Annotated in this window: 11 protein-coding genes; all 11 read left to right on the plus strand. The window is 52.5% G+C overall.

Annotated elements, in window-relative coordinates:
• Positions 1–756: an ABC transporter ATP-binding protein gene (locus M0P74_02900; GenBank protein MCK9362538.1), complete on the plus strand. Its 756-nt coding sequence runs from the start codon at positions 1–3 to the stop codon at positions 754–756.
• A gap of 2 nt (positions 757–758) precedes the next feature.
• The gene (locus M0P74_02905; protein MCK9362539.1) at positions 759–1,727 is read left to right on the plus strand and encodes an ABC transporter permease; all 969 of its coding nucleotides are present in this window, start codon (positions 759–761) and stop codon (positions 1,725–1,727) included.
• Positions 1,728–1,829: 102 nt separating this feature from the next.
• Complete coding sequence (locus M0P74_02910) at positions 1,830–2,276, plus strand: hypothetical protein (GenBank protein MCK9362540.1); 447 nt, start codon at positions 1,830–1,832, stop codon at positions 2,274–2,276.
• Positions 2,277–2,940: 664 nt separating this feature from the next.
• Positions 2,941–4,680, plus strand: coding sequence for an ATP-binding protein (locus M0P74_02915; protein MCK9362541.1), 1,740 nt, complete (start codon positions 2,941–2,943; stop codon positions 4,678–4,680).
• Between the two features lie 167 nt (positions 4,681–4,847).
• Entirely contained in the window at positions 4,848–6,383 is a 1,536-nt protein-coding gene (locus M0P74_02920; protein MCK9362542.1) for a sigma-54 dependent transcriptional regulator, read from the plus strand.
• Between the two features lie 142 nt (positions 6,384–6,525).
• A complete protein-coding gene (locus tag M0P74_02925) occupies positions 6,526–6,684 on the plus strand; it encodes a hypothetical protein (GenBank protein ID MCK9362543.1) in 159 nt (52 codons plus the stop codon).
• A 143-nt stretch (positions 6,685–6,827) separates the two neighbouring features.
• Entirely contained in the window at positions 6,828–8,291 is a 1,464-nt protein-coding gene (locus M0P74_02930; protein ID MCK9362544.1) for a hypothetical protein, read from the plus strand.
• Positions 8,292–8,496: 205 nt separating this feature from the next.
• Positions 8,497–9,726, plus strand: coding sequence for an MltA domain-containing protein (locus M0P74_02935; GenBank protein MCK9362545.1), 1,230 nt, complete (start codon positions 8,497–8,499; stop codon positions 9,724–9,726).
• Positions 9,727–9,773: 47 nt separating this feature from the next.
• Complete coding sequence (locus M0P74_02940) at positions 9,774–9,950, plus strand: hypothetical protein (protein ID MCK9362546.1); 177 nt, start codon at positions 9,774–9,776, stop codon at positions 9,948–9,950.
• An 8-nt stretch (positions 9,951–9,958) separates the two neighbouring features.
• The gene (locus M0P74_02945) at positions 9,959–10,339 is read left to right on the plus strand and encodes a ParB N-terminal domain-containing protein (GenBank protein MCK9362547.1); all 381 of its coding nucleotides are present in this window, start codon (positions 9,959–9,961) and stop codon (positions 10,337–10,339) included.
• A 38-nt stretch (positions 10,340–10,377) separates the two neighbouring features.
• On the plus strand, positions 10,378–13,602 hold the full coding sequence (locus tag M0P74_02950) for an EAL domain-containing protein (GenBank protein ID MCK9362548.1): 3,225 nt from the start codon (positions 10,378–10,380) through the stop codon (positions 13,600–13,602).
• The last annotated feature ends 165 nt before the right edge of the window (positions 13,603–13,767 follow it).

The following is a 13,767-nucleotide window of genomic DNA, read 5'->3' on the forward strand; positions in this document are numbered from 1 at the left end:
GTGGAGCGACCGGCCATTATCCAGATAGAGAATCTTACCAAGCGTTATGGGCCTCAGATGGCGGTGAGCAACCTGAATCTCGAGGTGGCGGAGGGAGAGGTTTTCGGATTTCTCGGACCGAACGGAGCGGGGAAAACCACGACGATGCTGATGATGCTGGGCCTGACGGAGCCGACTTCCGGAATGGTCAGGGTCTGCGGTTTCGATCCGGCGCGCGAGGCGCTGAGGGTGAAGGAGGTTATCGGGTATCTTCCGGAAAATGTCGGTTTTTACGAGGACATGGATGCGCGCGCCAACCTGCGGTTCATCGCCCGGCTGAACAACATCCCGGACAAGGTCTCCGCGGGAAGGATCGATCGCCTGCTTGCAGAGGTGGATTTGGCAAAAGAGGCGGACAAGAAGGTGGGGAGCTATTCGAAGGGAATGAAGCAGCGCCTCGGCATCGCCGAGGTGCTGATCAAGGAACCGCGCATTGCCTTTCTTGATGAACCGACGGTTGGTCTCGATCCGGAGGGAACGAACCGGATGCTCGATATGATCAGGAATCTCAGCCGGGAGCAGGGCATGACGATCTTCTTTTCATCCCATCTTCTGGATCAAGTGCAGCGCATTTCCGACCGGGTTGGGATTATGATCGGCGGGAAGCTCGTTGCCGCCGGCCCGCTCGCCGAACTTGCCGAAAAAGGTCTCGGCGTCAAGGAAGGCGAACTGTTCACGCTGGAAGACATCTATATGAAATATTTCAGGGAGGCGTAATTTTGCACGGGGTATTGACGATCTACCGCAAGGAGATGGAGGACCATTTCAGCTCCACCCGGTTTCTTTTGATCACGGTTCTGATTTTCATGGTCGGGGTGATCATCGCATCCCTTTCCGGAATGGCGATGCGGGACGAACTCAAGGGGATGGCAAAACCGGACTTTATCTTCCTGCTGATGTTCACCTCAACCGGGAAGCTCTTTTCTTTTGTGCAGTTCATTGGTTTTTTCGGGCCGCTGCTCGGGATTATCCTCGGCTTTGACGCAATCAGCCGCGAGCGGACCGGTCGGACGCTCAGCAAACTGGTTGCCCAGCCGATTTATCGGGATGCGATCATCAACGGGAAATTTCTGGCCGGTGTGACAATGATTTCGATAGTAATGGTATCGCTGGCGCTGATTATCTCCGGGCTCGGCATCACGCTGGTCGGGGTAGTGCCTGGTCCGGAGGAAATCTGGCGGCTCTTCATATACCTCGCGCTGGGGATACTCTACATCTCTTTCTGGCTGGGCGCGGCGATCCTCTTTTCCGTTGTTTTTCGGAGCACTGCCACCTCGGCGCTGGCGTCCCTTGCCGTATGGATTGGATTGTCGTTCTTTATTGGTCTGGGTGGGAGCCTGCTTGCCGATGCGATTTCGCCGATAAAAGACACCGCGGACACATACCAGGCCCAGGATGCCCTTATTAGAAATGCAGAGGTTCAGCGGGCCGTCTCATTTTTCTCCCCGGCGACGCTTTATGCAGACGCTACCGCGACGATTCTGGATCCGCTCCGCCGGACGCCGCGTTCCTTTATTATTTTGGGACCATTGGAGAGAATTTCTCTTTCCCGTTTCCAGAATCCGCTTCCGCTTGGTCAGAGCATCGTTATTGTTATGCCCTTTCTGGTTTCACTGGTGGCGATAACATTTGTCTGCTTTGGAATCTGCTACGCGGTCTTTATGAGGCAGGAGATCCGTTCAACCTGATGCAGGTCAATAATTTCAGATGGAGGCGTAATTTTCAAAAACCCCTTTGCAAATAAAAACAGGCATGATAGAAGTGCAAAAACTACAACAAGGAGGATGATTGTGAAGAAAAAAATATTATTAATTACAGCATTGGCGCTGATTTTCGCGGTTGGCTGCCAAAAGAAGGAAGAGAAGCCGGCGCCGGCTGTTTCTCCCCAGGGCGCTCTTATGCAGCCGGCTGCTCCCAATCCGTGGACGTCGCAGGGGGCAGTGCCGAAAGCAGGGGGCGATCCGCATTCGGGCTTGAAGGCAACGGAATTTACCAAGGGCGGGGTCGCTCATAAGGGAAAGGTGTTGCAGAAGATCGACGCCGCCGGCTATTCCTATCTGGAGGTAGAGGAAAAGGGGAAAAAGCTCTGGGTAGCCGTCCTGCAGGCAGAGGTCAAAGAGGGCGATATTGTTGAAATTCCCGAATCGCCGGTGATGGTTAAGTTTACGAGCAGGACCTTGAACCGCACCTTTGATGAGATACTGTTTGCGGGTGGCATCCGGGTCGTAAAGCCCTGATTGTCTATAATGTGGTCGCTTTCTTAGCTGTGCATGATGGCAGGTTTTCAATTGATGCCGAATGAAGGAAGATGGCGGCGGCGAACCCGATTATCGAAAGAGCCGCCGCCATCTTTTTCCCCTTCCGTTCCTGGTGAGTCTTATGAGCAGGAAGGCCGAGCTTAATCTCCGATGATGCAGGCGGTTTGCATAGGGGAAATGTGGATGCGAACCACCTGACCCATATTACGAAAAGGGGGACCAGCGTCGCGGGGAGGGAGGGTGAACCCCGCTTGCCAAGTCCCCCTGTGATGTTGCTGTTTAAAATTTGCCTTAAGGCCTGTCAACAAATAACCTGAACATATTGCATCTCATCTTTGGGCCATCTTTGGCTGTGGTTCAATCACAAAATCCTCAACGTAGCGCTGCTACGTCTGCGGTTTTGTTCAATCGCCGCAACCAAATCTAACCCAAATCTGAGCGCAATCTTGTCAAGGTTATTTGTGGACAGGCCCTTAGTAAGGGCTTTGCCGATGTTTAATTGGTTAGACCGTTACCCTGAAATTTCTTTTTCTTTTAACCACCGCTTGGTTGGGTGAATAAGCAGCGGTGTAAAAAAGTGGACAAGAAGTATCCACTTGTGGTATCCACAATTGCAATAAAGTATCCACCTGCGAGGCTTGGTTTGACCAGCTTTCACAAAAATAAAAGACGGTTTATTGTTGTTCCCCCCTGGCTTATCATCGGGGCCGTTGCAATTCTCGTCCCTGTTTTCATCATCATGACGATGGATGCGATAAGCCGCCAGAAAGAGCAGACTGAGCGGCTGCTTGTCGCAAAAGGCGAGGCCATCATCCGCTCTTTTGAAGCGGGTGTCCGGACAGGGATCGGCATGCACTGGGGAGAATTCCAGCTCCAGAAACTCCTGATGGAAACGGCGGAACAGGCGGATATCGATTATCTGATCGTTGCCGATGCAAGCGGAATGATCCTGGCTGACAGCGATCCTCTTCGCATTGGGACCGTCTATGAGACAAATCTGGAAATGGGGCAGATCGCCGTTGCGAAAAAGCTGTCATGGCGCCTGGTTGAAAACAGTCAGGGCGGCGATACCTTTGAGGTTTATCGAGCACTCTCCTCTACGGCGGTGTCAGGGTATGAATTCACCAATCATTTCGGCGAGCAACTGGAGCCAACTGAAAAAAATGCTCCACCCCAGGGCCTTGTCGTTTTTGCAGGCCTGGATATGTCGCCGATCGAGGAAGCCCGCAGGCAGGATATCTTCCGGACGATATGGAGCGCGGTGCTTTTCCTGCTCATTGGCTTGGCCGGGATTGTTTCGCTCATGCTCGCTCACGGCTACCAGGAGGCGCGGAGCTCTCTTTCCCGAATCAGGGTTTTTTCCGACAGTCTGGTCGAGAACATGCCGATGGGGCTGATTGCGATTGATGCCGGGGGAACCCTGACGGCCTGCAATCGAACGGCGGAGGAGATCCTGCGCCTGGGCCCCGGCGAGTCTGTCGGGAAGCGGGCGGTTGAAGTCATGCCAGCGGAATTAGGCGATTTTATTATGCCAAGGGACAAAACGGCGCTGCTGCTTGACCAGGAAGTGCCCTGCGCCACGAAGGAGGGCGCGACAATGACGCTGGAGGTTGTTGCCGCGCCGCTGTTTGAGCAGGAAAACATCTTCCTGGGAAGCATCTTGCTTTTCAGGGACATGACTGAGATCAAGCGGCTTGAGGCGGAGGTGGAGCGGAGCAGGCGACTTGCGTCGCTGGGTGGTCTTGCCGCCGGAGTCGCTCACGAAATCAGAAATCCCTTAAGCTCGATCAAGGGTTTCGCAACGCACTTCCGGGAGAGATTCGTGGACGTCCCGGGCGAGCGCGAGGCGGCAGAGGTGATGATCCGCGAGGTTGACCGAATAAATCGGGTGATCACGCAACTGATTGAATTGGCCAGACCCTTGAAGATGAATATTGTTCCGGTTTCATTGCCGGTGGTGATTCGCCATGCACTTGCCTTGATTGAAAATGAGGCCGCGAAAAAGGGGGTGGCCGTTCAGACCGACATGCCAGCCGGGAAATGGGAAATATCCATCGATGCCGACCGGATGACCCAGGTTTTTCTCAACCTGTTCCTGAATGCGCTGGAGGCAATGGAAAAGGGCGGGGAGCTGCGGGTATCGCTGCTTGGACAGGAAGAAAAGGCGATCCGGATAACCATTGCCGACACTGGCAGAGGCATCCCCGCGGCTGATCTTCCCCGTGTCTTTGACCCGTATTTTACCACCCGCTCGGCGGGGACGGGCTTAGGCCTGGCAATCTGTCACAAGATAGTCGAGGCGCACCAGGGAGAGATATTTTTGGAGAGTGAGGAGGGGAAAGGCACGAAGGTTTCCCTGATTCTTCCCGTGCGGTCCTCATAGAGAGTTGTCATGACCGCGTCTCTCCTCTGAGGGTGATTATTGCTTTCAGATGAAACATTCATGGTGGTACGCCGCCACAAAGAAGGGTTAAAAATTAGCTTGAAGGGACGCGCTCCGTCGCGTCCGGAACGGTTGTCCATGACGAAAAATGAAAGAAATTATAGAAAATGACTAAAGAAAAGCGCAATGTCCTGGTAGTAGATGACGATGTTTCCCATCGGACGATGTTGAAGACCCTGCTTGGCGACTGGGGATACGAGATTGCGGAGGCTGATGACGGCGGGAGCGCTGTTGCTATGGCGCGCAGCCGCCCGTTCGATCTGATCCTGATGGATGTCCGGATGATTAAGATGTCGGGTCTGGAGGCTCTGGCAGGGATAAAGGATTTCAATCCCGCCTTGCCGATTATTATCATGACGGCCTACGCCTCGGTCGAAACGGCGGTTGAGGCGCTGAAGAAGGGGGCTTACGACTACCTGACGAAGCCGCTCGATTTCGACGAGCTGCGCCTGACCATGGAGCGGGCCATGGAACACCGCAGTTTGAAGGAGGAAAACCGGATTCTCAGGGAAAAACTGGGCGACCGTTTCGACCGGAAAAATCTTGTCGGACGCTCCCTGGCAATGAGCCGCCTGCTTGAAACCGCGTCGCAGGTGGCGCAATCGGAAGCTACCGTTCTTGTGGCCGGCGAGTCGGGAACCGGAAAGGAACTGATCGCCGAGTTGATCCATTTCAACAGCCCGCGCCGGGAAAAAACCTTTGTCAAACTGAATTGCGCCGCTATTCCTGAAAACCTGCTGGAGTCGGAACTATTCGGCCACGAGAGGGGAGCCTTCACCGGGGCCGACCGGCGCAAGGAGGGGAAGTTTCTCCAGGCAAACGGCGGCAGCCTTTTTCTGGACGAGGTCGGGGAGATGCCGCTGACGATGCAGGTAAAACTGCTGCGGGTATTGCAGGAGCGCGAGCTTACCCGCGTCGGCGGCGAGGATGTTTTGCCGATCGATGTGCGCATGATAGCGGCGACAAACCGGGATTTATTCAGAGAAGTAGCCTCGGGACGCTTCCGGGAGGATCTTTTCTACCGGCTGAACGTCGTCAGCCTGGTCATCCCACCGCTCCGAGAAAGGGTGGAGGATATTCCGCTGCTTGCCCAGGAATTCCTCCTGCGGTTTTCCGAGAAAAATCATAAAAATATCAGCGGCTTCACGCCAAGAGCGATGGATCGTCTGCTGCGTCATCCCTGGCCGGGAAACGTCCGCGAACTAATGAACGCGATCGAGCGGGGCGTGGTCCTTTCCCGTGGGGATTGCCTCGATGAGGGAGATATTTCCCTGCTCAACTTTGCCGAGAATGGACAGCGCGCGGGGAGGGGTTTTTCCCTTGGTTATGGCGATGCGGCGCCGATATCAGCTCCTTCTGCCCGCAGGCCGAGTGAAGCGGTTTTTCTTGAGGGGAATATCCCCAAACGGACATCCGGCGAACAGGGGCAAGACGGTGCTGTCGGAATTATGAATACAGGGGAAACGGCAGAAAACAGCGCGGTCAGCTTTGCCGAAGGGACGTCGCCCCTTGAGGATGTGGAGCGGGAGATGATCCTGCGGACGTTTGCCGCCGCGGGCGGAAACAAGAGCGAGGCAGCCCGCAGATTGCAGATTACCAGGAGAACTCTCCATAAAAAACTAAAAAAATACGGTCTGATGTAATCGCTGCCAATGCCGCGGCCCAAGTCTTAAACTGTTCCTGGCAGTAATGGAAAGGTCCTTGACAAAAGCTATCATAGTCTTGTAGCCCATACAGCCATTGACTATGCCTTGGAGGAGCTTTCTTTTCGGAAGAACTTAAACTATGAACTCAAAAAAAGGGAAATACACCTGCAAAGATTATCGGGAAGAGATGATTCTTCTCGGCCTCAAAAGAAGACTGAATCAAGCTGATCTCGGGGTAGATGAGCGGGTAGAACTCAGCAAAGAGATAGAGAATATCGAGAAAAAGATGGGAATGTAGGTTAATTGACCTTCATATCCGAATCGCTCATACGATATAAACCCCCATGCCTTGGGAGGCACAACGAACGATGAAATTGGAGGGACGCGCTCCGTCGCGTCCGGGGCTGTTGCTCAAGGCATTGGCTGATTGAGGGAGGGAATATGCGGACGGCTCCTCGCTTAAGCGTTCTTGCCGTTTTCCTTTTGGCAGTCATGGTTTGCGCCGGCTGCGCGTCGCTGGCCGAGCAGGGCCTGCTGCCTGATGTCAAGGCGCGCCGGCTGCCGGAAGTCCATCTGAGTCCGGAGATCGTTCTTTGGGAAGATGTAAAGATAGCGGACGGCTTCCCCTTCAAAAGTCTCATCAGCGCCGACGGTAGAGCCCATCTCTTTTTATCAGATAAAAAAAAACAGATACACCACCTTGAAGTTTCCGAAAGCAATGTCTTTTTACACGAAATTATCGGCAAGTTGGAAGACGCTTCCCCCAAGGCGCTTGATGCAGTTGAGCTTTCGGCCGGCGGTCTGCGCGTGCTTGCCGGCGACAGACAATTTATCCGCTCCGCCCCAGAGCAGAAATGGCAGGAGCTCAAGGGGAATCTTTGCGCCCGGTTCATTACGGCGGGCGATAATCTGCTTTGCGCCTTCATCGCCAATGGCAAGGAAATCGGCTCTCCCACGCGCAGGGACTGGACGGTGGGCTGGTTCATTTTATTGCCCGTAGTCTTCTGGTCGGATGTCATGGCCGACAAGCTTGTCCTTGCCCAGGAATCCCCCGAGGGATGGGCCATTCGCGCGGTCTTCGATCCGGAGACAAAGCTCAGCGCTCTTTCGGACTTCACGGTTGGGGCGGATCGCAACGGTTCCTTACATTTTCTGTATCGCGCCTCCGGCAAGAGCAGGGCCTTTATCGTTGCCTTTGGATACATGAGCGGCGGCTACAGGGTTGTGGATACCTCCCCAAAGGAGATACGCTATGCCCGGGTGCAATACGACAGGTTTCTTTCAGGAAACAAAAATCTCGACCAGCAAGGGGCAGGAAAAGACAATACTCCAATCCTGTGGGAAGCCATTCCGGGAATGCCGTTGGTCCCCTTGCCGTATGTTGCCGATAAAAACCAGCGACCAACATCATTAAATCTGATCGGTTCCATAGAAAGGCAGTTCGCCATTAACAGCGCACTCGGTGATCTTGATGGCCTGATTTGGGTATATAATCTGGGGCTGGACGACGGAATGCATAAAATGGGAACTGCGGATATGCCGTGGATAAACGTGAAAATCAATGATGGCCAATGGGCGCCGCTTTTCGAGATTGTAACCGCGAGCGATCTGCCGGATTCCGGGTGGCGCTGGCTCAATGACCGCGGCGCCCTGCTCAACAATGATGCGAAGGGCGCCAATCATCTTCTGTTGACTAAATCGCAGCTGGGTTTCTGGAGTTCCACACACGAAATGTGCTATTTTATTAATACAGGCGACGATTGGTCGGCCCCGCTGGTTTTGGGAAGCAGTGGGAGGATTGACAGCCAGCGCTCTCTTGCCGTGGATGCAGCCGGCAGAGTCTTTGCTGCCTGGCAAAGCAGGAGCAATAGAGTCGTCGGCCGCTGGATTTTGCCGAAGAAATAAAGATTGGCGGGAGGCATTTTAGATCGCCGCTGGCACTGAGGGGCAAGTCATGATAGTGACGCACAGCGGCAAAAAAGTTCCTCAATCCATAGCCGGCATAAGATATAGCCTCTCAGGAGGTTTATTCTCCTCAAATCCTTCCCGCCGCTATCCGTTGATAATTAGCGGCATTGCCGCAAAATTTTCTTTGACAGAGGAGAGTCGCTTGTCTTATAAACTCGCCATGAAAACCAAAATTATTTCTTTACTGTTATTGGTCATTGCTTTTCTGGTTCTTGCCGGCTGCCAGAAACGTACCCCTGCAGTGCTGACGGTGCAGCCAACCCCCCAAAAGGATTACTATCGTCTCTTGCCGCCCGGCGAGCTGGCGCTGCGAAAGATTACCGATCCCAGCCAGATTCCCGACTACACGCGGGCCTGCTCTGATACTGACCGCCTGCAGGAAGCAATCGCCAACAGTCTGAATTATCTAGCAAAACCATCCAGCAAAGGATTCTACCCTTATGGCGACATCACCTACGACCAGGCTCTCAGGAGCCTGCAGGAGCTGAAAAAGCTGGTTGCGGCGAGATTGTCTCCTCAGCAGATGAACGCGGTTTTGCGGGAGCGATTCGACACGTATATTTCGGTCGGCTGCGATGACCAGGGAACCGTACTGTTTACGGGGTATTATACGCCTATTTTTGACGGTTCGTCTGTGCGCACCGACCGTTTCCAGCATCCTTTATATAAGCCGCCGGCCGATCTGGTAAAAGGGGCTGACGGGACAATTCTGGGCCAAAGGACTCCGGATGGCCAGTTCCGGAAATATCCAAGCAGGGAAGAGATACAAAAGTCCAATATCCTTGCCGGCAATGAGCTGGTCTGGCTGAGCGACCCGTTTGAGGCTTATATAGTGCATGTGCAGGGTTCAGCCAAAATTCGCCTCCCGGACGGCCAGACCGAGACGGTCGCCTATGCCGCTCATAACGGCTGGGAATACCAGGGGATCGTGCAGAAAATGATGGCCGATGGCAAGTTTGCCAATAAAAATATCAACCTCAAGGCGATGATTGATTATTTTAAGGTCCATCCTGAGGAAGTCGATAAGTATGTAAATAAAAACCCCCGCTTTGTCTTCTTCCGGTCTCAGGAAAGCGAGCCCCGGGGTTCGCTCAATGAGCCGGTAATCCCCTTCCGCACGATTGCGACGGATAAGTCTATTTACCCACGGGCGATGTTTGCCTTTGCCGCGGTTGAGCTGGACAGTCCCGTCGGGTTTGTTCTGGATCAGGATACAGGCGGGGCGATCCGGGCCGCGGGCCGCTGCGATGTCTATATGGGAGTCGGCGACAAGGCCGGTGAACTTGCCGGCGGGACATACCGCGAGGGGAGTCTTTATTATCTGTTCATCAAGCCGGGCGGTGAGCTGATTGTTGAGAACATTGGCAAGTAGGACGCGGCACTTTCTCAATAATTGCTGCCGACTTAAGGATGGAGGCGGTGGAAAAGATGGGGAAAGGCAATAAACATCTGTGCGAGTGGAAAAAAGGGGAAATTTCCGATGAGCTTGACAAACTCAAGAAAATAGTCGGGAAGCCCAAATACATCTGCCTGAAATGTGCAAGGGTGGCAACCGACGCCAGTTATTTGCACAAACCGGAAGAACTGAATGATTAGAATAGCTCGTGTTTGGGAGGATAAAAAATGATCAAAAGAGTCTTGATCGCCCGCGCATTCTCCAGCCGCTTACGGTTGCCCGGAGCGGCAGGGGCTATTTCCTCGTTGTCGGGGAGCGGCGGCTGCTGGCGGCCCGGCTGTTCGGGCTGGTGACCGTTCCCGTCCGGGTGATTCCTACGCTCCAAAGGCAGCAGGATGCTCTCTCGCTGCAATTGATCGAGAACCTCCAGCGGGAAGATTTGAACCCGATGGACCTGGCGCAAGGTCTTCTGGCCTACTGGAAATCCCGGCACGGGGATGTTCCCATAGACGAAATTATCAACGCGTTTGTCATCTCCGACAGGAGCCCGGAGAGGCTGCAAATCTTCCACAATCTGCTGACAACATGACTACGAATCTGCGGGATCAATTGCAGAGGTGCACCTCAATGAGAAAAAATCTGACAGTTATTATTCTCGCAGCAGTAGGTTTGCTGACCGTTTTCTTCCTCACTTTTTATATCCACCAGACAAACAAGGAACGCGTTCTCTCCCAATTTAACAATACTCAGCTCCTGATTGCCCGGCAGACTACCAGGCAAATCGAATCTTACCTTCGTTTCCGTTCCTCTGATCTCCGGAGGTTCTTTTCTTCCGCCGCCCTGCAGGACCCTGGCAGGAAAAAGATGACAGTCGATATCCTGTCGAACTTCGAACGCTTAAAGAGGTTTAACATTAAGGAGATATCTCTTCTTGACGAAAAAGGAACAGCCTCCTATTCCACGACTGCAATGGCCATTGGAGAAAATCATTCTCAAGATAACTTCTTCTCCTGGGCAAGAGACCCGGTAAACAAAGGATCGGTCTGGATTTGGTATGAGAAGGGGGAGAGACAGCGCATACCAGTGACTGCAGGAAGCCCTGTTTCCACCCATATCGGGATTTTCCTTGCCACCCCGCTGTATCGGGAATCCGCCGCCGGAGGTCGTCAAAAGCCTGGAGACAAATTCGCCGGCGCTCTGATGTTTAAGGTCGATCTGGAGAAAATGGTTGCTGAGCAGTCAATCGTATTCACTCCGCTGATGAAATCGCACAAGTTCTGGATCATGGATAAGGAAGGAACGGTTTTGCTGCAATCCGAGCACCCGGAGATGGTGATGAGAAACATCCGGGAAAAGGATGGAACCTGCAATCAATGCCATGCTTCCTTCAATCATATTGAGATGATGCTGGGGAAAACGGAAGGCGTCACGGAATATCAACTAAAGGGAGAGCCAAAGAAATTGGCGGCCTTTGCTTCGATGTCCGTTGAGAACGTCTCGTGGATCGTCGTAGAGAACGCGCCGTTGGACGAGGTGACGGCTTTCGTGTGGAAAGATTTCAAAAAGACCCTTTTGCTCCTCGGCATCGTGGTGTTCATCCTCGGCATCGCCTTTTTCTGGGCGTACAGGAACTACCGTGGAAGAGTGGACCACGAGACGCTTATCAATACATTGTTGAGCATCTCGTTATTGGATATCCATCTTGAAGAACAATTGGCCAAGATGCTTGAGACCATTATTTCCATCTCCTGGCTTAAAGTGGAAGCAAAAGGATGTATCTTTCTGGTCAAAGAAAAATCCGATGTGCTGGTTATGGTGGTCCAAAAGGGTCTATCCCCATTGTTGGCGACAACATGTGCAGAAGTTCCGTTTGGCCGCTGTATCTGCGGTCGAGCCGCCCTGAAAGGAGAAATCGAGTTTGTCAAAAACGTTGATGAGCGCCATGAAAATCTATTCGGGAGTGTCTCTCCGCATGGTCACTACTGTGTTCCAATCAAGTTCCACGGCAAAGTACTGGGGGTTCTGAATCTGTACTTGAGGGCCGGGCATCGCAGAGACAAAAGGGAAGAGGAATTTCTCAAAGCGATCACGGATGTAGTGGCCGGTATCATAGAGAGAAAGAGGGCGGAGGAAGAGTTGCAACTGAGCGAAGAACGCTTCAGACGCATCTTTGATGAAGGACCTGTCGGGATGATTTTGGCAAATCCGGATTACACGATTATCGCGGTGAATAAAGTGTTATGCGGATTGTTGGGGTATAGCGAGCAGGAACTTGCAGATCAAAGCATTGCAGATATCACATGCGAAGAAGACAGAGAGAAGGATAGAGAATTTTCAGCACAATTATTCGCAGACAGCCTCCCCGTGCTTCACTTGGAAAAGCGGTATGTCAGAAAGGACGGAGGAATCATGTGGGCTAAAATTACCGCCTCTGCCCTCCATGGGAAAGAAGATAACATGCTTTACGGTCTGATTATCATTGAGGACCTCACGGAAAGCAAGAAGGCGACAGAAAAAATTCACCTTCTGCATTATTATGACAGCCTAACCGGGTTGCCAAACCGCACATTTCATAAAGAGCTTATAAAAAGATCAATTGAACATGCCCATCGCCATAAAGAGATATTTGCCCTGATTTACATTGGATTAGATAATTTCCAGCGGATTAACGATACGCTCGGATATAACATCGGAGATATTCTGCTGAAGGCTGTTGCTGACAGACTTACCCACTCTTTGCGAAAAAGCGACGACGTTGCCAGATCAGATGAAGGTGAAGCAGTGAGTGCTGTATCTCGATGCGGTGGAGACGAGTTTATCGTATTGGTGCATGATCTCAACCAGGCTCAGGGCGCCGCAATAGCCGCTCGTCATTTACTTGAGGAAATATCCACCTCCTATGATCTGAACGGTCGCGAGGTTTTTATGACTGCCAGCATCGGCATTGCCTTGTATCCTGATGACGGAACGGATGTTGACGACCTACTGAAAAACGCCGAAAAGGCCATGAGATGCACAAAGAGCGAAGGGAAAAGCAACTATCAATTTTATTCGGGATCAATGAATTCCTTTGTTCTGGAACTCCTGACACTGGAAAGCGACCTGCACATGGCTCTGGCGCGGAACGAACTGGTACTCTACTACCAGCCGAAGGTAGACGCGGCAACGCGAATGGTTAAAGGAATGGAAGCGCTGATCCGCTGGAAACATCCCGATAGAGGCTTGATTCCGCCCCTGCAGTTTATTCCCCTGGCCGAAACAAGCGGCCTCATTATCCCTATCGGAGAGTTTGTCATACGTACCGTCTGTGGGCAAATCAAAACATGGCAGGAAGCCGGTTACCAACGGATAAACATTGCCCTGAATTTGTCGAGCCGCCAGTTTGATCAACAGAACCTGATAGAAATAGTTAAGGAGGCATTACAGGACACCATGATTTCTCCGCAGTGCCTGGAGTTGGAAATAACGGAGAGCGTCATTATGCGGAACCCGGAGAAGGCTATTCAGATATTGACTGAACTAAACGCGCAGGGCATAGGGATTTCGATTGATGATTTCGGCACGGGATATTCATCGTTGAGCTATTTGAAACGGCTGCCGCTGGATTATTTAAAGATAGATCAGTCCTTTGTAAAGGGTCTGGCGTCCGACCCAAAAGATCAGGCGATAGTCAAGACGACGATCGCTATGGCGCACAGTCTGAATTTGAAAACCATTGCCGAAGGCGTGGAGACGGAAGAGCAGTTGTCCTTCCTGCAGGAACACGAATGCGACGAAATTCAGGGATACTTGTTTAGCCGGCCTTTGCCGGCAGAGGAGATCCCAGGGATATTGGCGAAAGGATACCTGTAAACCGGGAAGGCGCGTATTTTGGGCTGCGGGGCAAGCGCATCATTAACGGCGCAGTTTTCGATAACGGGGAGCAGCCTCTTTCAACCCTGTTGCTTGGGGGAGTGGCGTAATTCCGCCACTCCCAAAATCACGATATAATTAATCAATACAAGAATGTGAAAAAGT

The organism is Syntrophales bacterium, assembly GCA_023229765.1.
Taxonomy (GTDB): Bacteria; Desulfobacterota; Syntrophia; order Syntrophales; family UBA5619; genus DYTH01.